General features: G+C 71.6%; 24 protein-coding genes. 14 read left to right on the forward strand and 10 right to left on the reverse strand.

The window, feature by feature from the left end; genetic code table 11:
- Positions 1-46: 46 nt before the first annotated feature.
- The 4 genes from ACIHEJ_RS27660 to miaA form a co-directional block, all read right to left on the reverse strand.
- A complete protein-coding gene (locus tag ACIHEJ_RS27660) occupies positions 47-2,293 on the reverse strand; it encodes a RelA/SpoT family protein (protein ID WP_400139436.1) in 2,247 nt (748 codons plus the stop codon).
- 284 nt (positions 2,294-2,577) lie between these two features.
- Complete coding sequence (dapF, locus tag ACIHEJ_RS27665) at positions 2,578-3,447, reverse strand: diaminopimelate epimerase (protein ID WP_400139438.1); 870 nt, start codon at positions 3,445-3,447, stop codon at positions 2,578-2,580.
- Between the two features lie 52 nt (positions 3,448-3,499).
- Entirely contained in the window at positions 3,500-4,093 is a 594-nt protein-coding gene (locus ACIHEJ_RS27670) for a hypothetical protein (RefSeq protein WP_400139526.1), read from the reverse strand.
- A 107-nt stretch (positions 4,094-4,200) separates the two neighbouring features.
- Positions 4,201-5,139 carry a tRNA (adenosine(37)-N6)-dimethylallyltransferase MiaA gene (gene miaA / locus ACIHEJ_RS27675; protein WP_400139440.1) on the reverse strand — a complete coding sequence of 313 codons (939 nt, stop codon included), beginning with the start codon at positions 5,137-5,139 and terminating at the stop codon, positions 4,201-4,203.
- Positions 5,140-5,321: 182 nt separating this feature from the next.
- Between miaA and ACIHEJ_RS27680 the strand changes: the two genes are divergently transcribed.
- Positions 5,322-5,609, forward strand: a complete 288-nt coding sequence (locus tag ACIHEJ_RS27680) for a hypothetical protein (protein ID WP_400139442.1) — start codon at positions 5,322-5,324, stop codon at positions 5,607-5,609.
- A gap of 24 nt (positions 5,610-5,633) precedes the next feature.
- Positions 5,634-5,909 carry an antitoxin gene (locus ACIHEJ_RS27685; RefSeq protein WP_400139444.1) on the forward strand — a complete coding sequence of 92 codons (276 nt, stop codon included), beginning with the start codon at positions 5,634-5,636 and terminating at the stop codon, positions 5,907-5,909.
- Between the two features lie 318 nt (positions 5,910-6,227).
- Here ACIHEJ_RS27685 and ACIHEJ_RS27690 read toward each other — a convergent pair whose 3' ends face one another.
- Together ACIHEJ_RS27690 and miaB are read right to left on the reverse strand one after the other, a co-directional pair.
- On the reverse strand, positions 6,228-6,959 hold the full coding sequence (locus ACIHEJ_RS27690; protein ID WP_400139446.1) for a class III extradiol dioxygenase subunit B-like domain-containing protein: 732 nt from the start codon (positions 6,957-6,959) through the stop codon (positions 6,228-6,230).
- Between the two features lie 224 nt (positions 6,960-7,183).
- A complete protein-coding gene (miaB, locus tag ACIHEJ_RS27695) occupies positions 7,184-8,713 on the reverse strand; it encodes a tRNA (N6-isopentenyl adenosine(37)-C2)-methylthiotransferase MiaB (protein WP_400139448.1) in 1,530 nt (509 codons plus the stop codon).
- 163 nt (positions 8,714-8,876) lie between these two features.
- On the opposite strand from miaB, the gene ACIHEJ_RS27700 reads away from it, so the two are divergent.
- The 3 genes from ACIHEJ_RS27700 (at position 8,877) to ACIHEJ_RS27710 (ending at position 11,464) form a co-directional block, all read left to right on the forward strand.
- Positions 8,877-9,236, forward strand: coding sequence for a DUF6204 family protein (locus ACIHEJ_RS27700; protein ID WP_400139450.1), 360 nt, complete (start codon positions 8,877-8,879; stop codon positions 9,234-9,236).
- Positions 9,237-9,339: 103 nt separating this feature from the next.
- On the forward strand, positions 9,340-9,777 hold the full coding sequence (locus ACIHEJ_RS27705; protein WP_400139452.1) for a MarR family winged helix-turn-helix transcriptional regulator: 438 nt from the start codon (positions 9,340-9,342) through the stop codon (positions 9,775-9,777).
- 241 nt (positions 9,778-10,018) lie between these two features.
- Positions 10,019-11,464: a hypothetical protein gene (locus ACIHEJ_RS27710; protein WP_400139454.1), complete on the forward strand. Its 1,446-nt coding sequence runs from the start codon at positions 10,019-10,021 to the stop codon at positions 11,462-11,464.
- Positions 11,465-11,638: 174 nt separating this feature from the next.
- Here the strand turns inward: ACIHEJ_RS27710 and ACIHEJ_RS27715 are convergent, their stop codons facing one another.
- Positions 11,639-12,067 (reverse strand): MazG nucleotide pyrophosphohydrolase domain-containing protein, encoded by a 429-nt coding sequence (locus ACIHEJ_RS27715; protein WP_400139456.1) that lies wholly within the window; start codon positions 12,065-12,067, stop codon positions 11,639-11,641.
- A 148-nt stretch (positions 12,068-12,215) separates the two neighbouring features.
- On the opposite strand from ACIHEJ_RS27715, the gene ACIHEJ_RS27720 reads away from it, so the two are divergent.
- Positions 12,216-13,214 (forward strand): TAXI family TRAP transporter solute-binding subunit, encoded by a 999-nt coding sequence (locus ACIHEJ_RS27720; RefSeq protein ID WP_400139458.1) that lies wholly within the window; start codon positions 12,216-12,218, stop codon positions 13,212-13,214.
- Here ACIHEJ_RS27720 and ACIHEJ_RS27725 read toward each other — a convergent pair.
- Complete coding sequence (locus ACIHEJ_RS27725; protein ID WP_400139460.1) at positions 13,211-14,626, reverse strand: sensor histidine kinase; 1,416 nt, start codon at positions 14,624-14,626, stop codon at positions 13,211-13,213. The genes ACIHEJ_RS27720 and ACIHEJ_RS27725 overlap by 4 nt on opposite strands.
- A gap of 9 nt (positions 14,627-14,635) precedes the next feature.
- Positions 14,636-15,322, reverse strand: a complete 687-nt coding sequence (locus ACIHEJ_RS27730; protein WP_400139462.1) for a response regulator transcription factor — start codon at positions 15,320-15,322, stop codon at positions 14,636-14,638.
- A 291-nt stretch (positions 15,323-15,613) separates the two neighbouring features.
- Between ACIHEJ_RS27730 and ACIHEJ_RS27735 the strand changes: the two genes are divergently transcribed.
- The 8 genes from ACIHEJ_RS27735 to ACIHEJ_RS27770 all read left to right on the forward strand — a co-directional run bounded on the left by ACIHEJ_RS27735 (position 15,614) and on the right by ACIHEJ_RS27770 (position 21,978).
- The gene (locus tag ACIHEJ_RS27735) at positions 15,614-16,390 is read left to right on the forward strand and encodes an amino acid ABC transporter ATP-binding protein (RefSeq protein WP_400139464.1); all 777 of its coding nucleotides are present in this window, start codon (positions 15,614-15,616) and stop codon (positions 16,388-16,390) included.
- 79 nt (positions 16,391-16,469) lie between these two features.
- On the forward strand, positions 16,470-17,303 hold the full coding sequence (locus tag ACIHEJ_RS27740) for a glutamate ABC transporter substrate-binding protein (protein ID WP_400139466.1): 834 nt from the start codon (positions 16,470-16,472) through the stop codon (positions 17,301-17,303).
- Between the two features lie 123 nt (positions 17,304-17,426).
- Positions 17,427-18,092, forward strand: a complete 666-nt coding sequence (locus tag ACIHEJ_RS27745; protein WP_400139468.1) for an amino acid ABC transporter permease — start codon at positions 17,427-17,429, stop codon at positions 18,090-18,092.
- Complete coding sequence (locus tag ACIHEJ_RS27750; protein WP_400139470.1) at positions 18,089-18,991, forward strand: amino acid ABC transporter permease; 903 nt, start codon at positions 18,089-18,091, stop codon at positions 18,989-18,991. Before ACIHEJ_RS27745 ends, ACIHEJ_RS27750 begins: the two co-directional genes overlap by 4 nt.
- A 177-nt stretch (positions 18,992-19,168) precedes the next feature.
- Entirely contained in the window at positions 19,169-20,773 is a 1,605-nt protein-coding gene (locus tag ACIHEJ_RS27755; protein ID WP_400139472.1) for an FAD-dependent monooxygenase, read from the forward strand.
- Between the two features lie 78 nt (positions 20,774-20,851).
- Positions 20,852-20,938, forward strand: a complete 87-nt coding sequence (locus ACIHEJ_RS27760) for a putative leader peptide (RefSeq protein ID WP_313960178.1) — start codon at positions 20,852-20,854, stop codon at positions 20,936-20,938.
- Between the two features lie 75 nt (positions 20,939-21,013).
- Positions 21,014-21,568 carry a cysteine dioxygenase gene (locus ACIHEJ_RS27765; RefSeq protein ID WP_400139474.1) on the forward strand — a complete coding sequence of 185 codons (555 nt, stop codon included), beginning with the start codon at positions 21,014-21,016 and terminating at the stop codon, positions 21,566-21,568.
- Positions 21,565-21,978, forward strand: a complete 414-nt coding sequence (locus ACIHEJ_RS27770) for a rhodanese-like domain-containing protein (RefSeq protein WP_400139476.1) — start codon at positions 21,565-21,567, stop codon at positions 21,976-21,978. Before ACIHEJ_RS27765 ends, ACIHEJ_RS27770 begins: the two co-directional genes overlap by 4 nt.
- 100 nt (positions 21,979-22,078) lie before the next feature.
- Here the strand turns inward: ACIHEJ_RS27770 and ACIHEJ_RS27775 are convergent, their stop codons facing one another.
- Positions 22,079-24,607: an ABC transporter permease gene (locus ACIHEJ_RS27775; RefSeq protein ID WP_400139477.1), complete on the reverse strand. Its 2,529-nt coding sequence runs from the start codon at positions 24,605-24,607 to the stop codon at positions 22,079-22,081.
- Positions 24,608-24,761: the final 154 nt, after the last annotated feature.

Genomic DNA, 24,761 nt, shown 5'->3' on the forward strand with positions numbered 1-24,761 from the left:
ACGCGCGCCCGGCCCACTCGAACGGGTTGGCCCGAGGAGGCCGTCTTCAGGAGGCCGGTGCCTGGTGCTGGGCCCGGCTCACGTCGTACACGCCGGGCACGTCCCGCATGGCGCGCATCAGGGCGGGCAGGTGGGCCGCGTCGGGGAGCTGAAGGGTGTAGGTGTGCCGGACCCGCTGCTGGCTGGGCGGCTCGACGGTGGCGGAGACGATGTCGCCTCCTGCTGAGGCGATCGCCTCGGTGAGGTCGGCCAGCAGATGCGGGCGGCCGAACGATTCAGCGACCAGTGTGACCCGGCACCCGGTGGTCTCGCCCCAGCGCACGCCGACCTCCGCGCGCCCCCGGCTCTTCATGTGCGCCACCGCGGCGCACTCCGCCCGGTGCACGGTCACCACTCCCCCGCGGACCGCGAAGCCCGTGATCTCGTCCGGTGGCACGGGCGTGCAGCACCCGGCGAGCCGTACGGCGGCCCCGGACCGGTCCACGATCACCTCGGCGCCCCGGGGCCGGGAGGCGGGGGCCGCGGGGCGGCCGGAAGCATCGCTCTCGCCGGTCCCGCTCACCGCGGCACGCGCGGGCGCCGTGCCTGCGGCGGGGGCGGGGCGGGGGCCGCTGCCCCCGGCGGGTTCGCGGCGGGGGTCGCTCGCCTCGTCGGTGTCGGTGCCGCCGCCGGGGTGGGTCGCCAGCCAGCGCTGGATGGCGATGCGGGCGGCCGGGGTGTGGGCGTGCTCCAGCCATTCCCGGGAGGGCTCGGATGCGGGGTCCTGGCCCATGAGGAGCTGCACGGTGTCACCGTCCTTCAGGACGGTGCTGAGGGTGGCCAGGCGGCCGTTGACCCGGGCGCCGATGCAGGCGTGCGCGTCCTCCCCGTACTGGGCGTAGGCCGCGTCCACACAGGTGGCGCCCTCGGGCAGGCCCAGGGTGCCGCCGTCGGGGCGGAAGACGGTGATCTCGCGGTCCTGGGCGAGGTCCTCGCGGAGGGTGGACCAGAAGGTGTCGGGGTCCGGCGCGGCCTCCTGCCAGTCGAGGAGACGGGAGAGCCAGCCGGGGCGGGTGGGGTCGGCGCGCTCTCCGTCGGCGGGGTCGTCGCAGGCTGGGGTGTCGGACGCGGGGGCGTACGGGTTGCCCAGCGCGACGACGCCGGCCTCGGCGACCTTGTGCATCTGGTGGGTGCGGATGAGGACCTCGACGACCTGGCCGTCGGCCCGGGCGACGGCGGTGTGCAGCGACTGGTAGAGGTTGAACTTCGGTACGGCGATGAAGTCCTTGAACTCCGAGACGACCGGCGTCATACAGGTGTGCAGTTCGCCGAGCACGCCGTAACAGTCCGCGTCCTCTCCCACCAGCACCAGCAGGCGGCCGAAGTCGGTGCCGCGCAGCTGTCCGCGTTTGCGGGCCACGCGGTGGACGGAGACGAAGTGCCGGGGACGGATGAGGACTTCGGCCTGGATGCCGGCCTCGCGCAGCACCCCGCGCACCTCGTCGGCCACCTCGGCGAGCGGATCGTCGGGGCGGGCGGCGTTCGCGGCGATGAGTTCCCTGGTGTGGTCGTACTCCTCGGGGTGGAGGATGGCGAAGACCAGGTCTTCCAGTTCGGTCTTCAGGGCCTGCACGCCTAGACGCTCGGCGAGCGGGATGAGGACATCGCGGGTGACCTTGGCGATCCGCGCCTGTTTCTCCGGGCGCATCACGCCGAGGGTCCGCATGTTGTGCAGACGGTCGGCGAGTTTGATCGACATCACGCGCACGTCGCTGCCGGTGGCGACGAGCATCTTGCGGAAGGTCTCCGGTTCGGCGGCGGCTCCGTAGTCGACCTTCTCCAGTTTCGTGACGCCGTCGACCAGATAACGAACCTCCTCCCCGAACTGTTCCCGCACCTGCTCCAGCGTCACATCGGTGTCCTCGACCGTGTCGTGCAGCAGGGAGGCCGTCAACGTGGTGGTCTCGGCGCCCAGTTCGGCGAGGATCAGGGTCACCGCGAGCGGGTGCGTGATGTACGGCTCGCCGCTCTTGCGCATCTGGCCGCGGTGCGAGGACTCCGCGAGCACGTAGGCGCGGCGCAGCGGGTCGAGGTCCGCGTCGGGGTGGTGTGCGCGGTGCGCCTCGACGACGTGGCTGATGGCGTCGGGCAGTCTGCCGCGGCCGGCGGGGCCGAGCAGCGCGGCCCGGCCGAGGCGACGCAGATCGAGCCGGGGGCGGGACTTCCGGCGGACCGTCACCGGCAGCGCGGCCGCAGCGGACGCCGCGGGCGCTACCGGGCCAGGCGTCGCAGGGTTCGTGGCCTCCGCACTCATGGGCACCTCCGGCTCGTGGACCGGCGGACGGGGCCCCAGGGCGCAAGCGGCTCAGGGATGGCGACGTTCCCCCGTCCGTGCCGGTGCTTGATGCTATCGAGCCCACCACGTGCGGTAGACCGCCTCTCGCCGAGCGTGAAACGGATCACCCATTCGAGCGACGGGAAAGAGGTTTAGGCTTTGCGCCACGCGCGCTGCGCTCGGCCGGGGTTTCGAACGGCCCCAGTGACGCATCACCGCTGATCCGGACGCCCGAAGCCGTTGTCCGGAGCGCCTGCGCCGGCTCAGCCGATGGCGTTTTCCAGCCAAGCGCCGTCGATCTCGCCCTCGGCGACGATCACGGCGGGTCCGGTCATCTCGATCTCGCCGTCGGGCCGTTCGGTGATGACCAGGCGTCCGCCGAGCACGTCGACCGTGTACGTGACCGGGGTGCCCGTCACGGCCGGGTCGACGCCGTCGCGGCGGGCGGCGGCCACGGCCACCGCGCACGTACCCGTGCCGCACGAGCGGGTCTCGCCGGCACCACGCTCGTGCACCCGCATGGCCACGTGGCGGGGGCCGCGGTCGATCACGAACTCCACGTTGACCCCGTCCGGGTAGGCCTCTGCGGGGCTGACCGGCGGCGCGGCGTACAGGGTGCCCGCGTGCGCGAGGTCGTCGACGAAGGCGACCGCGTGCGGGTTGCCCATGTTCACGTTGCGCGCTGGCCAGCTGCGCTCGCCGACCCGCACCGTGACGTCGCCCTCCGGGAGGCGGGCACGGCCCATGCCGACGGTGATGTCTCCGTTCTTGGCGATGTGGACGGTCCGCACGCCCGCGCGCGTGGCGATCGCGAGGTCGCCTTCGGCCACATGCCCGGCGTGCTGGAGGTAGCGCGCGAACACACGGACGCCGTTGCCGCACATCTCGGCGATCGAGCCGTCGCCGTTGCGGTAGTCCATGAACCACTCGGCCTCGGCGGCCATCTCCCGGGCCTCCGGATGCCTCGCGGACCGCACCGCGTGCAGCACCCCGTCGCCACCGATGCCCGCCCGGCGGTCGCACAGCGCGGCGACGGCGGCCGGGGTCAGCTCGAGGGCGTTGTCGGGGTCCGGGAGGATCACGAAGTCGTTCTCCGTGCCGTGCCCCTTGAGGAAGGCGATCCGCGTGCTCATTCCTCGATCGTACGGGAGCGCTCCGCCCGGGGGCCGGTGGGAGGTGGGTGCCTCAGCGGAGTCTCGCGACGCGCCAGACGGCGAGAACCACCACCACGGCGACCAGCAGCACGTACCCGAGCACCACCCGCCAGTCCACCCGGCGGCCGGAGCCGCGCGGGGGCAGCCCCGGCCAGGTGTGACCGACCCTGCGGGCGGCCATCATGCCCCAGCCCGCGGCACAGGAGCAGATCAGCAGGCCGAGCATGGCGATCACAGCACCGCTGTCGCCGAAGTCGAAGGCGAGCGGGAAGGCGAACATCAGGGAGCCCACGGCGGAGAGCCCCACGATCGGCGCGAGCTGCCAGATCCGCAGCCGGCGCTGCGGACGCAGCTCGACCTCGACCTCCAGCCCGTCCGGGTACATCTCCTCGGGCGCCGGGCCGTCGGCGGTCACGCCGCTCGGGATCTCGTCGGGGCCGTCGTCGGTCAGACGGTCCTCGGCCAAGCGGTCCTCCGTCGGACGGTCCGTGTCCAGTCCGTCGGAACCCAGTCCGCCGGTGCCCAGCCGGTCCGCGGTCATGCGGTCGTCGGCCCGGTCCGGGTCGTCACTGTCGGTGGTGACGTGTTCGGCACTTCGTGCGGTGTCGCGAGGGCCGGCCTCCATCGCCACGCGCCCTCCCAACTAGGCTCCACTTGGTCGATCGAAGCTCGATGATGGCACGGCCCCGGAGGCCGGGATGACCGGCGGCGCATCCCGATGCCATCACGTGATCAGGCTGTAACCGGTCGCTCGACCAACGTCAGGGCCTGGTCCGGAAGTTCCCCGCGGTCCGCCGCGGCCCCGCTGAGCCAGTGCACCCGGGGATCGCGCCGGAACCACGAATCCTGGCGGCGCGCGAAGCGCTTGGTGGCACGTACGGTCTCCGCGCGGGCCTCCGCTTCGCTGCACTCCCCGGCGAGCGCCGCGAGCACCTGCTGGTAGCCCAGCGCGCGCGACGCCGTACGCCCTTCGCGCAGGCCCTGCGCCTCCAGCGCGCGCACCTCGTCCACGAGACCCGCTTCCCACATCCGGTCGACGCGCCGCGCGATGCGGTCGTCCAGTTCCGGACGCGCCACGTCGACACCGATCTGGACGGTGTCGTAGACGGAGTCATGGCCGGGGAGGTTCGCGGTGAAGGGCTGACCGGTGATCTCGATGACCTCCAGGGCCCGGACGATACGGCGGCCGTTGCTGGGCAGGATGGCGCGGGCGGCATCGGGGTCGGCGGCGGCCAGGCGCGCGTGCAGCGCGCCCGAGCCGCGCAGCGCCAGCTCCTCCTCCAGGCGGGCCCGGACCTCGGGGTCGGTGCCGGGGAACTCCAGGTTGTCGACGGCTCCGCGCACGTAGAGGCCGGAACCGCCGACCAGAATCGGCCAGCGGCCCGCGGCGAGCAGGGCGTCGATCCGGGCGCGGGCCAGCTTCTGGTACTCCGCGACCGAGGCGGTGACCGTCACGTCCCAGATGTCCAGCAGGTGGTGCGGGACACCGGCGCGCTCCTCCGGCGTCAGCTTGGCGGTGCCGATGTCCATCCCTCGGTACAGCTGCATGGAGTCCGCGTTGACGACCTCCCCACCGAGTTGCTGGGCCAGGAAGACACCCAGATCGGACTTACCGGCCGCGGTGGGTCCGACGACGGCGATGACGCGGGGGGCGGGGAGTGCACTGCTCACCGCACCAGTCTCGCAAACCTCCGGGCGGGGTCTCGAACGAGTTACGTGACAGTGCGCGCGCCTGGTCGTTGCCCGTGGCGAGATACCGCCCCTGGTCCACCGGAGGCGGTGACCCCGGCGGCGCAACCGTACGCACCGGGTGACGCGGGAATTCGCCCGCACGAGTACCGTATGGAGTGGATATGGGCGTGTTTGCACGACTTCTCGGCAGGTCGAAGGCGGCTCAGGAGGCGTCGGCCACCGAGGCTCAGGCCGGCACGGAACCGACCGGGGCCGAGGCGGAGGCAGCGGAGTCGGCGGAGGGAGCCGGGACGGCGGAGGCTGAGGCATCGGCCGAGGACGAGCGCGAGGACGTGACGGCTCGGTCGGACGCCGGTACGGACGAGGCCTCTGAGGGCACCGGGATCCCGAAGCAGCAGTCCGCCGGGGAGGCCGCCGACAGCGAGGCCGGCGAGGGCGCCCGCAGGTAACGGTCCGGCGAGGGAAGGTGGACCATGGGTCTGTTGGACAACATGAAGGCCAAGCTCGGCCCGGCCCGGGACAAGGTGTCGGACCTCGCGCGGCAGCACGGGGACAAGGTCCAGCACAGCATCGACAAGGCCGCGAAGGCCGTCGACGATCGGACCAAGCACAAGTACAGCGACAAAATCCATGCGGGTACGGGCAAGGCCAAGGAGGCGATGGACCGCCTTGCGCACAAGGAGGGTCCGCAGACGGCCACCGACCCGACGCCCCCGACACGGCCGGAGGGTCCACCGCCTACGTCATGAGGCTCTCGGCAGGATGATCGGCGGACGGCCGCGGAGCGGAACGGCTCCCGGCCGTCCGCCGTTTCAGCCGTCCGCCGTCCGCCGTCCGTCCGGCCGTACGTGTGTCGTTCAGGGTGTCCGCCGTTTCAGGCCTTCACCGTTCTGGGTATCCGCCGTCCGGGCTTTCGCCGCCCTGGGCATCCGCCGTCCCGCCGGGCCCCGTTCTGCCGGGCCTCGTTCTGCCGGGCCACGTTCTGCCGTACGCCGTCCGGGCGTACGCCGTCCGGGCGTGCGTGGTTTCACGTGCCCACCCGCCCCGCCGCCGGGTGCACGGCGCGGCTACGACCAGGTCGCCACCAGGTACCCCACGCCGTACGGCGCGTCCTCGTACAGCAGGGCGCCGCTCAGGCCGGCGCCCTCGGCAGCCCCGGCCAGGACCTGCCAAGGAGCCCGGCCCGCGGCCTTCAGCTCGGCCGCCAGGTCGGCGTCCAGCGCCTTCACGGCCGCCACGTCCGCCGCTCCCAGCGCACGCGCGACCTCCGCGTCGAAGGGTGCCGCCCGCTCGTCCAGATACCCCGGCGCCTTGACCGAGCGGCATGCGCTGGCGTCTCCCATCACCAGCAAGGCCACCCGTCCCGCCCGGGCGGCGATCTCCCTTCCGCTGTGGATGCACCGCTCGGGCGCGAGAGGTTCCCCCACGCCGAGTCCCTCGATCGGGGCATCCGCCCAGCCGGTGCGCTCCAGCAGCCAGGCGCCGACGGCCAGCGAGGTCGGCAGCTCGCTCCCGGCGGCGTGATCAGGGGCATGATCAGTGTCGAGGGCCGAGCCCAGGCGTACGGTCAGGTCCACGCCGAATCCGCGGAAGCCGCCCGGCGTCCCCTGCGCGAACGGCCCGCGCCCGGTCTGTTCGGCGGGTCCGACGACCACCAGCAGGTCCGGGCGTGCGGCGGCGAGCACGCCGAGCGCGTCCACGCAGGCCGCGCGCGCGGCGTCCAGTTCGGGCGCGGCACCGGCGGCGACCTCGGGCACGAGCAGTGGGGGGCAAGGGCAGACTGCGGCGGCGACAAGCATGATCGGCAGGGTAACGCCGTCGCCCCGGGGGACGGCACTCCGGGGCGACAGGGGCCGGCACTCCGGAACCGGTACTCCGGGCGACGGGACGCGGCACTCAGCGGCGGCCGGAACGAACCTCGGGCGAGCGGTCCGGACGTCCCTGGCAGCGCGACGAGACCCTCCGGCACGGCGGGCGGTCCCTCACCGCCGCGCCCGCGCCCGGTGTGCCCCTCGTGTGCTGGTCAGTCGCAGCCGCAGCCGGTGCCCGTGGCGGCCGGCAGCGGAGCCGGTACGCCGATCTTCGGCAGGCCCAGCATGACACCCGCCGGCTTGGCGTTCTGGGCGGCGTTGCGCTTCTCCCATGCGTCACCCGCGCGCGTACGGCGCACGTCGAGGACGGAACCCTCGGCGAGGAGGTGGTGCGGGGCGGCGTACGTCACCTCGACGGTGACCACGTCACCGGGGCGCACCTCCTGCTCCGGCTTGGTGAAGTGGACCAGCCGGTTGTCGTGAGCGCGGCCGGACAGGCGGTGGGTGGCACCGTCCTTGCGGCCCTCGCCCTCCGCGACCATCAGCTCCAGCGTGCGGCCGACCTGCTTCTTGTTCTCCTCCCAGGAGATCTCCTCCTGAAGGGCGACGAGCCGCTCGTAACGCGCCTGGACGACCTCCTTGGGGATCTGGTCGTCCATGGTCGCGGCCGGGGTGCCGGGGCGCTTGGAGTACTGGAAGGTGAAGGCCTGCGCGAACCGGGCCTCACGGACGACGTGCAGGGTCTGCTCGAAGTCCTCCTCGGTCTCGCCCGGGAAGCCCACGATGATGTCGGTGGTGATCGCCGCGTGCGGGATGGCGGCGCGGACCTTCTCGATGATGCCGAGGTACCGCTCCTGCCGGTACGAGCGGCGCATCGCCTTCAGGACCGTGTCCGAGCCGGACTGCAGCGGCATGTGCAGCTGCGGCATGACGTTCGGGGTCTCGGCCATGGCGGCGATGACGTCGTCGGTGAAGTCGCGCGGGTGCGGGGAGGTGAAGCGGACCCGCTCCAGGCCCTCGATGCCGCCGCAGGCCCGCAGCAGCTTGCTGAACGCCTCGCGGTCGCCGATGTCGGAGCCGTAGGCGTTGACGTTCTGCCCGAGCAGCGTGATCTCCGAGACGCCCTCGGCGACCAGCGCCTCCACCTCGGCGAGGATGTCGCCGGGCCGGCGATCCTTCTCCTTGCCGCGCAGGGCCGGGACGATGCAGAAGGTGCAGGTGTTGTTGCAGCCGACGGAGATCGACACCCAGGCCGCGTAGGCGCTCTCGCGCCGGGTCGGCAGGGTGGAGGGGAACGCCTCCAAGGACTCGGCGATCTCGACCTGCGCCTCCTCCTGCACGCGCGCGCGTTCCAGCAGGACCGGCAGCTTGCCGATGTTGTGCGTGCCGAAGACGACATCCACCCAGGGCGCCTTCTTCACGATGGTGTCGCGGTCCTTCTGCGCCAGGCAGCCGCCGACCGCGATCTGCATCCCCGGCCGCGACGCCTTCCTCGGCGCGAGCCGGCCGAGGTTGCCGTACAGGCGGTTGTCGGCGTTCTCCCGGACCGCGCAGGTGTTGAACACGACCACGTCCGCGTCCCCGTCCGCGCCCTCGGGGGCCCGCACGTATCCGGCGTCCTCGAGCAGCCCCGCCAAGCGCTCGGAATCGTGGACGTTCATCTGGCACCCATAGGTGCGGATCTCGTAGCTCTTGGGTGCGTGAACGTCCACTGCGGGGCTCCGGTCGCTGCTGCTGGTCATGCCTCAAGGGTAGGCGGTCCCCGAGAGGCCTCTGTCCCGGCTGCCGGGGGGGGCGCACGCCCGGTACGACAGGGGCCGGGTCCCCGGGACGGGCCTGTCGGGGGGCCGGCGGCCTCCCGAAACCCGGTGGAGGACCTGCGCCCGCTGTGCCTAAGGTCGCGAGATGAGTACTCGCACCTTCCGGATCACTGTCCGAGGCGCCTTCGACGGCCTCACCGACGAGCAGCGGGCCGCGCTGCTGGCCGACGCCGCCCAGCACGACGTGCTGCGCGCCGCTTTCACCACCGAGGGCACCCTCACCTACGACATCGCCGCCCGGCCGGCCTTCGTCTTCCGCTTCGCCGCCGCCGGTGAGGAAGAGGAGGACATCCTCGAAGCCACCGAGCACGCCGAGGAGGCGGCGCGGGCGTGGCTGAACGAGCGGGGCTACGGCTTCAAGAACCTCCGCTCCACCGCCGAGGACCTCTCCCGGGCACCGCTGGGCAAGCGGCAGCGGCGGGCAGCACGCGCGACCGGCTTCTGACCTCGGCCATAAACTTGAGTAGTCAAGGAGTTGACAATGAAAGCAGTGAAGGCAACGAACAGGACAGGGGAATCAACGTGACGGGGGAGGGTGAAGGCCGGCCATGAGCGAGGCCCTGGACGCTTCTCTGCGGTTGATGCGGGCCCAGGCCGCGCTCGTACGGCGATTCGACGCCAGGCTGAGCGGTCTGCACGGGGTCAGCCTCGCCGACTTCACCCTGCTGCTGCGGCTGAGCCAGGCTCCCGGCGGGCGGATGCGCCGGGTCGACCTCGCGGAGACATTGGGACTGACTGCCTCGGGGGTCACCCGGGGGCTGGCCCCACTGGAGCGGATCGGGCTGGTGAGCCGCGAACCGGACGCCCGGGACGCGCGCGTGGCCTACGCGTCGCTGACCGGCACGGGCCGGGAGCTGCTGCGGGAGATGCTGACGACGGCGGAGGAGACCGCGGCGGAACTCTTCGCGGCGCCGGGCTGGAGCACACAGGACATCACGGGGTTGGCGAGCCTGCTCAGCCGTCTCGGCGGCACCGGCCTCTTTTGAGCACCAGGACGAGCACACGGATTCCGGTCACCGCCCGAGCACCAGGATTGCGGTCACCGTCACCCACGGCTTGAACTCGGCGTGGTTCAGGTCACGTTGAGTTGTGGCTGGAATGTGAGGGGCCTATGCGCATGCACGTGGCATGCTCATGGCCCATCACCGAGTTACCGATCGGTTCTACCTGTGAGTAGCCCGATCGTCGGTGCCTCTCTGCCACCCCCCACCTTCTTCAGGACCGACCTTGCGCAGACGCACGAGGCACAGGCGTACCCTGCTGCCCGCCTTCGCCGTGACCACCCTCTTCCTCGCCGCGGCCTGCTCCTCGCCCGCGCCGCACGCCGAACAGTCGACGGCCGCTCAGCAGGTGCGGACCACGGCCTCTCCCTCCGACGGTACGCATCACTCGCTCACCGTCGCCGCCGCTCCCGCCGCGACCGCGACCGCCACGGCAGGTCCGACCGGCTCCGCACGGCGGGCGCACCGGACCACGCTCACCGTCAGTTCGTACGACGGCCGCACCCGACGGGCCGTCATCGCCAACAGGCCTTCTCATCAACCCGGTCGGACGAACTCACCCACCCCTCCCGCGCCCTCCCCCACCTCCTCCGGCCCCTCGCACCAGGCCACCGTGGGTGACGTGATCGCCAGCGCCCCCGCGCCGGGGGCGCCGCACGGACTGCTCGCCAAGGTCACCAAGGTGCTCGGCGAGACGGACCACGGCACCGAGGTGCAGACGGAACCGGCCACCCTCAACGCGCTGTTGGGCGACGACACGGCGAAGGGGGCCGTACCGGTCGACCCCTCGTCCTTCGCCGTCGACAAGCTGTTGCCCGATGTGAAGGTGTCCTGGTCGAAGGCCGGTGACGTGCACATCGGCCCCAAGGGGGCGAAGGTGCCGCTCGGCAGCCTGCGGCTCGACGTGCGTGCCCAGGTGCCGACGGCGGCGGACACCCCGGCCTCGGCCACTGCCTCCGTGGACGGCTTCGTCCAGGTCGCCCCACAGGTCGACTTCGCCTACGGCGGCACCGGAACCGACGCGGCGCCCGGCTCCGCGTACCTCGGTGTGTCCGGCAAGTGGACTTCCGGCTGGGCGGTCAAGGGCCGGGCGGCGGCCACCGGCACTCCGCTGCGTATCCCGTTCGCCAAGCTGCACGCCGACCCCGTCCTGCAGGTCGGCCCCGTCCCCGTCGTCGTCAACCTCGACCTGACCTGCTACGTCCAGTTCAGCGGCGACGGGAAGGTCACCGTCGACGTCGAACAGAGCCTCAAGGGCGGCTTCACCGCGGGCGGCACCTTCGCCCCGACCAAGGGCTGGACTCCGGTCAGCTCCTCGGACCTGTCGAGCACGCCCGTACACGCCTCCGTCACCAGCGCCGGGAGCGTGAAGACGGCACTCGGTGCCGAGGCCTCGGTGGGCCTCTACGGCACCGTGGGCGTCACCGCCGACCTGGCCCCGTACCTGCGCGGCGAGGCCTCCGCCTCCGTCTCCTCGGACGGCGGCGGGGCCGACGCCAAGGCCGACTGGGCCGTGTACGGCGGCCTCGACCTCTCGGGCACCCTGCGCATCCAACTGTCCGTCTTCGGCACCCCGATCATCCAGCGGAACGTCCCCCTGGGCGCCCTGCACCGCGAGTGGAAGCTGGCGGGCGGCACTTTGTCGGGGCAGGCAGCACGAGGGAGCCGGTAGGCCGGGAGGCGCGGTCCCGCCCGGGCGCGTGCGTCACGTCCGGGCGGGCGGCGTTTCCCAGTGGGAGGTGCCTCCCGCGTGCGCCGGTGGAGAGGCCTTCTGCGGGCGCGCATTGAAGGCGCAGTCCGAGGCCCGGGCCGCCAAGCCCCGGCACGCAGACCCCGGCGCGCACCCCTAGCCGCGCCCGGTCGAGGCACCCTGCTGCGCCGCCGGTGTCCAGCCCTGTCGGCGCAGTACGGCCGACACGTCCGGGGCCCGGTAGTGCTCGCCCTTGAGGACCTTGCCATCGGCCCGGCGGGCGACCTGTCCGTCCGGGCCGAGCTTGCTCATGTTGGCGCGGTGGATCTCGGCGATCACCTCGTCCAGGTCGACGCCGTGGACCAGGGCGGTGCCGTACGCCACGTAGACCACGTCCGCCAGCTCGTGCGCGAGCCGGTCCAGCGGGCCCTCGACCGAGACCTCGGCGACCTCCGCGGCCTCCTCGGCGAGCAGCTCCCCGCGGTGCGCGGCGAGTTGGGGTGCCACCTCCGTCGGCGTACTGCGGGCGTCGAGGCCGAAGGCGAGGTGGAACTCACGGACGAGGTCGGCGGGCGAAGAACTCATACGGCGACTCTAACGGCCACCACTGACACCCCCCGCCGCCCCGCGTCCCTGCCACTGCCCCTCACATGCCCGCTCCCCGCCCATCGGGCACCCCGACGAAGTGACCCCGGCCCTGTTCAGCGCAGCGTCGCGCTGGCAGGATCACCGCATGTCCAAGGTGTTCCCCCGTGTCAGCAGGCGTCGAGCGCTGCAGTGCGCGTCCGTCGGTGTGGTGGCTCTCGGGCTGCTGATGTGGTGGCTGCTGCCCCTGGGCGAGAGGCCGCCGAGCGGGACGATCGTCTTCAGCACGGGCTCGCCCCGGGGGGTCTACCAGGAGTACGGCGAGCGGCTGCGCAGCGAGCTGCGCAGGGACATGCCCGGTCTCAAGGTGAAGCTGCTCGACAGCGCCGGCTCGCAGGAGAACGTCCAGCGCGTGGCGACCGGCAAGGCCGACTTCACCATCGCGGCGGCCGACGCGGTGGAGGCGTACGAACTGGCGCACGGCGCCGGCGCCGGACGGCTGCGCGGTGTGGCCCGGCTCTACGACGACTACGTGCACCTCGTCGTACCGACGGATTCGGACGTCCGCAGCGTCGCCGACCTGCGGCACAAGCGGGTGGCGACGGGGTTGCCCGACTCCGGGGTGCGGCTGATCGCCGACCGGGTGCTGAAGGCCGCCGGCATCGACCCGAAGAAGGACATCACACCGGTCGCGGACGGCATCGACACCGGTCCGGACCAGCTGGAGCAGGGGAGGATCGACGCCTTCTTCTGGTCGGGTGGGCTGCCCACGAAGGGGTTGGTGGCGCTCGCGAAGAAGGCGGCCTTCAAGTTCGTACCGATCGACGGGGACGTCGTCACCCGGCTGCACGGCCAGGGCGAGGAGGCGCGCTACTACCGGGCCGCCAACATCCCCGAGTCGGCCTACCCCGCCGTACAGCAGGGCACCGAGGTGCCGACGATCGCCGTGTCCAACGTGCTGATGACCCGCACGGACGTGGATCCACGGCTGACGGAATGGATGACCCGTACGGTGATCAAGAGCCGCGACGGCATCGGCGCCCACGTCCACTCCGCCCAACTGGTCGACGTACGCACCGCCATCTACACCGACCCGCTCCGCCTGCAGGAGGGCGCCCGGCGCTACTACCGGTCGGTGAAGCCCTAGTCCGCGGGATCGCTCTGCGCGTGTCGGGGCACGCTGACCGTCACGCGCAGCCCCTTCGGCTCGTGGTGGGCGTAGGCGATGGAGCCGCCGCCCGCCGCGAGCAGGGCGCGGGTGATGGACAGGCCCAGACCCGAGCCCTTGATGTTCTGATGGCGGCCGCTGCGCCAGAAACGGTCGCCCACGCGCGCGAGTTCCTCGTCGGTGAGACCGGGCCCGGTGTCCGTGACGACGACGGTCGAGGCGTCGCCGTCGGAGGCGACGGTCACCGTGACCGTGCCGTCCTCGGGGGAGAACTTCACGGCGTTGTCGATGACCGCGTCCAGCGCGCTGGACAGGGTGATCGGGTCCGCCCAGGCGGTGGTCGGCGGGCAGTCACCGGTCAGCCGGACGCCCTGCGCCTCGGCAGTCGGTGCCCAGGCGGCGACCCGCTCCCCGGCCAGCGCGCCGATGTCGGTGAGCCGGAGGTCCGCCTCGGCGTGCTCGGCCAGCGCCAGGTCGAGCAGGTCGTCCAGGACCTGCGCGAGGCGCTTGCCCTCGGTGCGGACCGAGGCGATCTCCTCGTTTCCCTCGGGGAGTTCGAGGGCGAGCAGTTCGATGCGCAGCAGGAGCGCCGCGAGCGGGTTGCGCAGCTGGTGCGAGGCGTCGGCGACGAAGGCGCGCTGCTGCTCCAGCACGTCCTCGACGTTGTCCGCCATCTCGTTGAACGAGCGGGCGAGCCGTCTGAGTTCCGGCGGTCCGCCGGCTGCGGCGACCCGGGACTTCAATCGGCCGGTGGCGATGTCGTGGGTGGTGGCGTCCAGGACCCGCACGGGCCTGAGCACCCAGCCGGTCAGCCGCAGCGCCGCGCCGACGGCGAGGAGCATCGCCGCGCTCTCGCCGGCCGCTATCAGCAGCCAGCCGCGCAGCATCTGTGAGCGCATCTGTCCGGTGGGCGAGTCGGTGACCACGACCGCCACCACGTCCCCGTCCCGGATCACCGGCGAGGCGACGACCAGCCGGCTGCGCTGCCAGGGCCACACCTGCCGCGGGTCGTGACTGCGCCGGCTGAGCAGCGCCTCGTCGAACGCCTCGCGCACCTCGCCCTTGTGCGGTACGAACCAGTCGCCGGGTGCGTTGGCCATGGCTGAACCGTTGCGGTAGAAGACGCCCGCGCGGATGCCGTAGACGCCGTAGTAGCTCTGCAGTTCGCTGCGCAGCGCCTCCCAGCGCTCGTCCGTGCTGGTGCGCCGGGGTCCGCTGGGACCGTCGGTGACGAACTGGGCGAGCGCCGCGAAGCGTGCCGTGTCGTCGATCCGGTCGACGACGACCTTCTGCTGCTGGGCGGCGGCCACACTGAGGGCGAGCGGGACGCCCAGGGCGAGCAGGACGGCCGCCAGCAGGACGATGAGCAGCGGCAGGAGGCGTGCGCGCACCCGTCCCCGCTAGGCGGCCGGGGCGACGAGCCGGTAGCCCACGCCGCGTACGGTCTCGATCAGCGCGGGCATGCGCAGCTTGGCGCGCAGGGAGGCGACGTGCACCTCCAGGGTGCGTCCGGTGCCCTCCCAACTGGTGCGCCAGACCTCACTGATGATCTGTTCCCGCCGGAAGACCACGCCCGGGCGCTGGGCGAGCAGGGCGAGCAGATCGAACTCCTTGCGGGTCAGTTGGACGACCGAACCGTCCACGCTGACCTGCCGGGTGGGCAGTTCGATGCGGACGGAACCGAGGTGCAGGGCGCTGTCGCCGCCGCTCGCCGGGTCCTCGTGGACGGTGCGCCGGCTGACGGCGTGGATACGGGCGAGGAGCTCTCCGGTGTCGTACGGCTTGACCACGTAGTCATCGGCGCCCAGGTTGAGCCCGTGGATGCGGGAGCGGACGTCGGAGCGCGCGGTGACCATGATCACCGGGGTGCTGGTGCGCTTGCGGATCTTGCCGCAGACCTCGTAGCCGTCCTGGTCGGGCAGGCCGAGGTCGAGCAGTACGACGCCGAAACCGGCGCCCTCGGGGACGAGCGCCTGCAGGGCCTCCTCGCCGCTGCGCGCGTGGGTCACGTCGAAGCCGTGCCGGGCGAGGACGGCGGACAGGGCCGCGGCGACGTGGTTGTCGTCCTCGACGAGCAGCAGTCTCATCCCGGCCCCCTCCGGTTCAGCGGTCGTACGGTCTTGGTTCTCATCCGACTCGTAGCGCACACGCGCGCGTGCACCATGGAAGTGACGCCGATGGACAAGGACGGCGTCAAGAGGCTTCCGGTTGCCCGGCGCTTCCGTTATCCGGCCGATACGCGCGCGCGGGACAAGTGCTACGACACGTGTCCGATTGCTATCGGATCGTGATGCTCAGATCTCCCTCAGATGTGATGACGCAGGTCACAGCCGCTCACTACTGTCCTGCGAAACCGAGGAGGACGGAGCCCGAGAGCGATGACCAAAGTATCGGTGGCCAAGGAAGACGGGGCCGCTTCCGACGAACTGGTCGTCCTGAAGAGCGTCAACAAGCACTTCGGCGCGTTGCATGTGCTCCAGGACATCGACCTGACGATCGCCCGCGGCGAGGTCGTCGTGGTCATCGGGCCCTCCGGGTCCGGCAAGTCGACGCTGTGCCGCACCATCAACCGCCTGGAGACGATCGACGCAGGCACCATCACGATCGACGGCAAGCCGCTGCCCCAGGAGGGCAAGGAGCTGGCCCGGCTGCGGGCCGACGTCGGCATGGTCTTCCAGTCCTTCAACCTCTTCGCGCACAAGACCGTGCTCGAGAACGTGATGCTCGGTCAGCTCAAGGTCCGCAAGGCGGACAAGAAGCAGGCCGAGGAGAAGGCACGGTCGCTGCTGGACCGGGTCGGTGTGGGCACGCAGGCCGACAAGTACCCCGCGCAGCTGTCCGGCGGCCAGCAGCAGCGCGTCGCCATCGCGCGGGCCCTGGCGATGGGCCCGAAGGTCATGCTCTTCGACGAGCCGACCTCGGCGCTCGACCCCGAGATGATCAACGAGGTCCTCGAGGTCATGCAGCAGCTCGCCCGTGAGGGCATGACGATGGTCGTGGTCACCCACGAGATGGGCTTCGCACGCTCGGCCGCGAACCGGGTGGTCTTCATGGCCGACGGCCGAATCGTCGAACAGGCTGCGCCCGACCAGTTCTTCAGCAACCCGCGCAGCGACCGGGCCAAGGACTTCCTGTCCAAGATCCTGCACCACTGACGGTGCGGGCCCGGCTCCCGCACGCCCAGGGTCGCTTTTCCAACGGACCTCGTTCCTCACCATTCGAAGGATGTTCAGCATGAAGCTCCGCAAGGTCACCGCCGCGTCGGCCGTCGTACTCGCCCTCACCGTGGGCGCCACCGCCTGTGGCGGCAACAAGTCGGACAGCGGCTCGGACGGCGGCAAGAAGATCAAGATCGGTATCAAGTTCGACCAGCCCGGTCTCGGCCTGAAGCAGCCCGACGGTTCCTACTCGGGCTTCGACGTGGACGTGGCCACGTACGTCGCCAAGGAGCTCGGTTACAAGGCGAGCGACATCCAGTTCGTGGAGACCAAGAGCGCCGACCGCGAGAACGCGCTGGCTCGCGGTGACGTGAAGTTCATCGCCGCGACCTACTCGATCACCGACGAGCGCAAGGCCAAGGTCGACTTCGCCGGCCCGTACCTGCTGGCCCACCAGGACCTGCTGCTCAAGAAGAGCTCGAAGATCGTCCAGGCCAAGGACCTCAACGGCAAGAACCTGTGCTCCGTGACCGGTTCCACCTCGGCCCAGAACATCCAGAAGACGATCGCTCCGAAGGCCAACCTGAAGGAGTACAGCACCTACTCGGAGTGCATCGCGAGCCTCCAGAGCGGTGCCGTGGACGCGGTGACCACCGACGACTCGATCCTCGCGGGCTTCGCCGCGCAGGACAAGTACAAGGGCCAGTTCAAGCTCGCCGGCCTGAAGCTGAGCAACGAGAACTACGGCGTCGGCGTGAAGAAGGGCGACTCCGCGACCCTCGACAAGATCAACAAGGCGCTGGAGAAGATGGTCAGCGACGGCTCCTGGAAGGCCGCCGTGGCGAAGAACTTCGGCCCGGCGAACTACAAGAACGAGCCCGCGCCGAAGATCGGCCAGATCGTCAAGTAACGCGGAACTCCGCCGGCGCTCATTCCGGCGGGTGACGCAGGGTCCGAAGGCGCGCCGCCTCCGCTGTCCCGGCGGCGCGCCCTGCCCTCCACGTACGCCACACACCCGGAAGCGCGGGAGATCGTGTTCGACTTTCTTCAAGGTTACGACGTCCTAGGGGCGTTCTGGATGACGGTGAAGCTCACCGCCCTCTCCGCGGTCGGCTCCCTGGTCTGGGGCACCCTGCTGGCCGCGATGCGGGTCAGCCCGGTGCCGCTCATGCGCGGGTTCGGCACGTTCTACGTGAACATCGTCCGCAACATCCCGCTGACGATCATCATCCTGTTCACCTCGCTCGGTCTCGCCGACATCTTCCGGGTGACGCTGGGCGCTTCCGACTTCAAGGTCCAGGGCTTCCGCCTCGCCGTCCTCGGGCTCATCGCCTACACGGCCGCGTTCGTCTGCGAGGCGATCCGTTCCGGCATCAACACCGTGCCGCTGGGCCAGGCCGAGGCCGCCCGCGCGATCGGACTGAACTTCACTCAGACCCTGCGTCTGATCGTGCTGCCCCAGGCGTTCCGCTCGGTCATCGGCCCGCTGGCCAACGTTCTGATCGCCCTGACGAAGAACACCACCGTCGCGGCCGCCATCGGCGTCGCCGAGGCCGCGACCCTGATGAAGACCATGATCGAGAACGAGGCCCAGACGCTGGCCATCGGCGCCGTCTTCGCCCTCGGGTTCGTGATCCTCACCCTGCCCGTCGGACTGCTCCTGGGCTGGCTCGGCAACCGACTGGCGGTGAAACGATGAGTTCCGTCCTCTACGACACTCCCGGCCCGCGCGCCAAGCGGCGCAACGCGCTCCTCTCCGTCGTCTTCGTCGTCCTGCTGGCCGCGCTGGTCTGGTGGGTCTGGCGGACCATGGACGACAAGCAGCAGCTGAAGTGGGCGCTGTGGCAGCCGTTCACCACGTCCGAGGCCTGGACGACGTACCTCCTGCCCGGCCTCGTGAACACCCTGAAGGCAGCGGCGCTGGCCATGGTCATCGCCCTCCCGCTGGGCGCCGTCTTCGGTATAGCCCGCCTGTCGGACCACCGTTGGGTGCGCATCGTGGCGGGTGTGGTGGTCGAGTTCTTCCGGTCCATCCCGGTACTGCTGCTGATGCTGTTCGCCAACGAGTTCTACAACCGCTACACGCAGGTCACCAGCGACGACCGGCCCCTCTACGCGGTGGTCACCGGCCTGGTGCTCTACAACGCCTCGGTGCTCGCCGAGATCGTCCGGGCGGGCATCCTCTCCCTGCCCAAGGGGCAGACGGAGGCGGCGTACGCGATCGGTCTGCGCAAGGGGCAGACGATGAGCACCATCCTGCTCCCGCAGGCGGTCACCGCGATGCTGCCGGCCATCGTCAGCCAGCTCGTCGTCATCGTGAAGGACACGGCGCTCGGCGGTGTGATGATCGGGTACGGAGAGCTGCTCAGCGAGCGCGGCACGCTCGCGGCCAACTACGCCAACGTCATCGCCAGCTTCATCGTCGTCGCTGCCGTCTACATCGTGCTCAACTTCGCCCTGACGTCCTTCGCGAGCTGGCTGGAGCGGCGGCTGCGGCGCAGCAAGCGCAGCACGGGTGCGGTGCTCGGAGCGGAGGACATCGAGGAGATGAACCCGGCGGCGGTGAACGGCGGCTTCGGCGCCGGAACCTACGCCTGACGTCTCGACAGTCACCTGTACGGCTCCCAGGGGCAGTGGCATGATCGCCACTGCCCCTGGTCGCTTGACGCAAACTCTGCCAATGGGTTGCATACGTTGTGTGATCGTGCACCCCGCTCCACCTTCCTGTTCACTTGTCTCCGTCAGGGCATCGTCACGGGCAGGGGGCGCCACGCCGTGGACCCGGTGATCATCGTCGGAGCGGGGCCCGTCGGGCTCACCCTCGCCCTGGGGCTGGCCCGCCAGGAGGTGCCGTCCGTCGTCCTGGACGAGGGGCCGGGCAAGGACGAACCCCGCCCGGCACGCACGGTCGTCCTGCGCGAGGACACGGCCGCCCTCCTGGAGCGGCTGACCGGAGCGGCACTCGGTGAGCAGGGCGTGCGCTGGGCCGGATGGCGCTCCCTGCGGCGCAAGCAGGTGATGAGCGAGGTCACCTTCGACGAGGCGGGCCCCGCGGCCCCGCTGCACGTCGCCCAGCACGTGCTGACCACCGCCCTGCGCACGGCCATCGCCGACGAGCCGCTGGTGAAGGTGGTCGTGGACAGCCGCCTGGACGCGATCGAGCAGGAGCGTTCCGGTGTCATCGCACACACCCGTGGCGACAAGGGCACTTGGTGGCGCGGAAGTCACCTCGTCGGCTGCGACGGTCCCCGCTCGACCGTGCGCAAACTCCAGGACATCCGCTTCCCGGGCCGTACGGCGGTGGAGCGGCACGCGGTGGCCGCGCTGCGTGCGGAACTTCCCGGCCAGGGCCGGGCGTTGCTCCATCGGATGCCGCCGTGGCGGCAGTCCGGGCCCTCGGCCGGAGAGGTGACCGCCCGCCCCCTCCCGGACGGTGTGTGGCGCCTGGACTGGCTGCTGCCACCGGGCAAGGACCTGGTCACGCCCGAGGCCCTGCTGGCCCGGATCCGCGAGACCCTCACGGGGTGGACGGGCGCCTCCGCACCGGCGTACGAGCTGCTCGACACCGGTGTCCACACGGTGCACCACCGGCTGGCCCGCCGCTGGCGGGTCGGCCGGGTCTTCCTCGCCGGGGACGCGGCCCACCTGCTGGGCGCGCTCGGCACCCAGGGGCTGGACGAGGGGCTCAGGGACGCGGACAACCTCGCCTGGAAGCTGGGGCCTGCCTGGCACCACGGCTCGCACGAGGCGCTGCTGGACAGCTATCAGTCGGAGCGCCGTGCGGTCGTCGCGGCCCGGCTGCGCGCCGCCGACCAGGTGCTGCCGGTGCTGCGCGGGGGTGGCGGCCTGCGGCAGATCGTCCCGGGCGCCTCGCGGGGGCACGACGCGCTGCTCACGGACGGGCATCTGGGGCGCGGCCCGGTGGGAGCGCCGGGGGCGTACGCCGACTCGCCGCTCGCACCCCGGCATCTGGAGGCCGAGATCGCGGTCGACACCCCGCCGGGCACGCCGGTCACCGACGTACGGGTCACGGCGGAGGACGGTTCCTTCGTTCAACTGCGCGATCGGCTCGGCCGCGGTGCCCTGCTCGTCGTGCTGATCGCGCCGGGTACGGGCGTGTGGGACCGCAAGCACTGGGTGTCCGCCGGGGTGATGCCGCGGCTCGCGGCTGCCGTGACCGCGCTGCCGTGCCGGGCCGAGTTGCTGGTCGCCGAGAGCTACCCGGGTGCGCCGGCGCACAGCGTGCTGCTCGTGCGCCCGGACGGCCACCTGGTCACCGCGCTGAGCGGAGTCCGGCCGGCCGACCTGTACGCGGCGGCCGAGGCCACCATGGGCGGCGCGGTGAAGGAGGAGGCGCAGGCCGGCTCCGGCGCGCGCTGACCGTGGGTCCCGTCGCCCCGCGGTCCACATGGTGACAGTGAGTTGACCACGCTGCGGCCGCATGCTGTACTCCGGATCGTGACCGACACCTGTGTACGCCTGTGGCGGAGGGTCCACATGGACCTCGTCCGCTATGCGGGCTGCGTGTGTCGTCCGTCCTGCTGAACTTCGCATCCCCCTTCTCCGGGCGCCGTCGCGCGCCCGTTCGGCGAACCTTCTCCAGGCCTCAGGACGGTGTACGTGTCTGTCTCCTCTCCTTCCGCGTCCCCTGCTCCTTCCGCGTCCCCTGCCGCCGTGGGCTCGACGCCCACCCAGGCGGACCTCCTCGACTTCGTGCGGCGTACGGCCGCCGACGCCGAGCTGATCGCCTCCCTTCCGCTCGACCCCGAAGGCCGCACCTGGGTGCGGTTGAACGGGCCGGGCGGCAGCGAGGCCTGGCTGATCGGCTGGCCGCCCGGCACCGGCACCGGCTGGCACGACCACGCCGACTCGGTCGGCGCCTTCCTCACCGCCGCGGGCGAACTCACGGAGAACTCGCTCGCCGCGCGGCTGCCGAGCGACGGCTGGAAGACCCTGGAACTGACCGAGGACGTGGACCGCGAACGCCGGCTGCCCGCCGGTCAGGGCCGCGCGTTCGGCCGTCACCATGTGCACGAGGTGCTCAACGAGTCGCCCGACCGACACGCGATCTCCGTGCACGCCTATTACCCGCCCCTGCCACAGATCCGTCGCTACAGTCGCGCCGGCCAGGTGTTGCGCCTGGAGCAGGTCGAGCGCCCGGAGGACTGGCAATGAGCGCCACCACCCGTCGACCGCCGGTCGGCATCGACACGTTGCTCGAGCGGGTGCGCGCGGGCTACCGGCGCATCGAGGCACCGGAGGCGCACAAGGCGGCGCAGAGCGGTGAGGCCCTGCTGGTCGACATCCGGTACGCGGCCCTGCGCGAGCGCGACGGTCTGATCCCCGGCGCCCTGGTCGTGGAGCGCAACGAACTGGAATGGCGCCTCGATCCCCAGGGCAGCCACCGCCTCCCGGAGGCCACCGGGCACGATCTGCGGGTCGTGGTGATCTGCAACGAGGGCTACGCCTCCAGCCTCGCCGCCGCCTCGCTCCACCAACTGGGCCTGCACCGGGCGACTGACCTGGTGGGCGGCTTCCAGGCGTGGCGGGCGGCGGGACTGCCGGTGGAGCCGGTACGGCGATGACGGTACGGCGATGACGGTACGGCGATGACGGTACGGGGCGCTGCCGACGGTACGGGTGACGTACGGTCGGCAGCGCCCCGCTGCTCCCTCTTCCTTGACGCTATTCCTGTGCCGTGGCCACTGTCACCGCCCGCACCCGCAGCGCCGCACGCCCCGGGACGGCACCGGCCATCAGCGCGAGGAGGCCGGCCACCGCGACGACGCTGACGTAGAGCAGCGGAGTGACGCTGGGGGCCGCGCGGCCGGTCATGCCGAGGCTGAAAGCGGTGAGCACGGCGAGAGCGATTCCGCTGCCGAGTGAGGTGGCGAGGAGCAGCACGGACAGCGTCTCGGTGCGCAGCATGCGCAGCACCTGACGGCGGGTCGCGCCGGCAAGGCGCAACAGGGCGAACTCCCGGACACGTTCGGCGACCGACATGGCGAGGGTGTTGACGACGGCGATGGCGGTGAACGCCAGGACGAGTCCCATGGCCAGGTAGTTGACCTCGGCGTTCGTCTGCTGCTGCTCGGCCTGCAGGTTGTCGGCGGCGGCCGGCGAAAGAATCCTCAGCCCCGGGAACTCACGGAGCGTAGTCGCGAGTTGTGTCTGTGTACGGGCTGTGCCGACGAGGACCGAGGAGGCGAGCGGGTTGTCGACGTGGCGGACGATGAGGTCATGCGCGAAGGTGAGGTCGCCGAAGCCGAGACCCCGGGCATAGACGGCGGCGACGGTGAGCGTGGCGGGCGTGCCGTCACCGAGCGTGACTTTCAGGGTGCTCCCGAGCTTCAAGTGGTTGTGACTGGCAGCCAGTTGACTGACGGCGACCGTTCCGGGGGCGAGCCGGCCGAGCGAGCCGGCGGTGACCTTCGGGTCCCACGTGCGGGTCAGCCCGGCCGGGGTGACGCCCTGCGCGGGGTACTTGTCGAGGCCGACGCGGACGGTCGTGCGGATCACTTCGGTGACGGTGTCGTGCTGGGCGCGCAGCCGCTGTGCGGCCTCTGCGGGGACACCGGGGCCGGGGGCGGCGACCACCCAGTCCGCCCTGACACCGTCACGTGCCTGGGTGCGGGCGGCGTCGCCGAGGGTGGACTGGACGAACAGGACCGTGCAGGTCATACCGATGAGCAGGGTGAGAGGGGTGACGACGGAGGCCATGCGGGCGGCGTTGGCGCGCAGGTTGGCGGTGGCGAGCCTGCCGCCGTGACCGGTGAGCCGGAGCGGTCCGGCGAGGAGCAGCGCGGCCGTCCTGACCAGAAGGGGACCGAGGAGGGCGACGGAGGTGGACAGGATGATGACGGCGAGGAAGGTGACAGGGGTCGAGGCGGCCTCGGTGCGCAGGACACTGAGGACGGCGACGAGGACGCCTCCTCCGGCGAGCAGCAGCAGCCCGGCCGCGATCCGGCCCCAGGCGGGGCGGGCGCGCTCGGTCCTGGCCTCGGCGAGGGCCTCGGCGGGGCGGATCCTCGCGACCCTTCGGGAGGCGATCCGGGCAGCGGCCCAGGCTCCGAACAGGGTGGCGGCGAGGGCGGCGAGCGGTGGGAAGGCGCTGACGGTGCGCTCCAGCGTGGCGGGTACGGCGCCCAGGGCGACGAACCGGGAGTACAGCCAGCCGCCCAGCGGCAGCCCGAGCAGTGCGCCGGCCGTGCCCGCCGCCGCGCCGACGATCAGTGCCTCCCGGCCGAGCAGCGTGCGGATCTGTCCGGGCGTGGCGGCGATGGCGCGGAGCAGAGCGAGTTCGCGGTGGCGCTGCTGGACGGTGAGCGCGAAGGTGCCGACGACCACGAGTACGGCCACCAGCAGCGAGGTGCCTCCCATGGCAGCCCCCATGCTGACCAGCCGGACGCGGGCGGCGGCCGCGTCCAGGAACTCGACGGGTCCGCGGGCGTCTCCGGTGCCGACCTGGGCGGTGGTGCCGTGCAGCGCCCGGACCACCTCCTGCCGCACTCGCTCGGGGTCGGCGCCCTTGGCCGGCAGCACACCGAACGCGGTGACCTGCCCCGGGTGCGCGGCCAGCCGGCGGGCCTCTGCGGCGGAGAAGAACAGGGACGTCTGGTGGCGTACGGCGGTGGCCGGGGCGGCGATACCGGTGATCCGGTACCGGCGCGGGGCCTGCGTGGACTGCACGGTGAGACGGTCACCGGGGCGCAGGTGCGCCCGCGCGGCAAGGTAGTCGTCGACGACCAGGTCCCCGTCGGAGGTGGGCGGGCTGCCCGCGGTCAGCCGGTACGGCGTCAGCGCGGCCGATTCCCAGGCGTGTCCGTAGGCGGTACGGCCCCCCGTTCCGGCCGGGGTCGACGGCTCGGCGAGGAAGGTGAGTTCGGGCACTACCCGGGCCGTACCGGGGAGGTCGGTGATTCTGCTGCCCAGGCGGGCGGGGAGCCAGGCGCGCTCGGCGATGGGCTTCGCCTTGTGCTTGACCTTGGTCTTGCCGTGCTTGTGCTTGACGGTGGTCTGGTGGACGTACTGGTCGCCGGAGACCACCACGGGAGTGGCGGCGTAGCGCTCGGTGGGGATGGTGCCGCGCAGGCCGGTGTCGAGCAGCGTGCCGCAGGCGGTGATCAGGGCGGCAGCACACATCAGGGCGAGGAAGGCGCCGAGAAAGCCGGCCTTTCGGGCGCGGACTGTCCGGAGGGCGTAACGCAGCATCATCGGGGCGGGCTCTCTTCTGTTGCGCGTATGGGGTGTGTCGTACGCGGTCGGCCTCGGCTGGTGCGTGCCGTGGTCCGGAGCGTGCGTACAGAATCGCCCGCGCGGAGGTGGGAGAGCACTGCGGTGGTCCGGCGTCTTCGCCGGGGGTTAACCC

This window comes from Streptomyces sp. NPDC052301, assembly GCF_044593395.1.
Classification (GTDB): Bacteria; Actinomycetota; Actinomycetes; order Streptomycetales; family Streptomycetaceae; genus Streptomyces.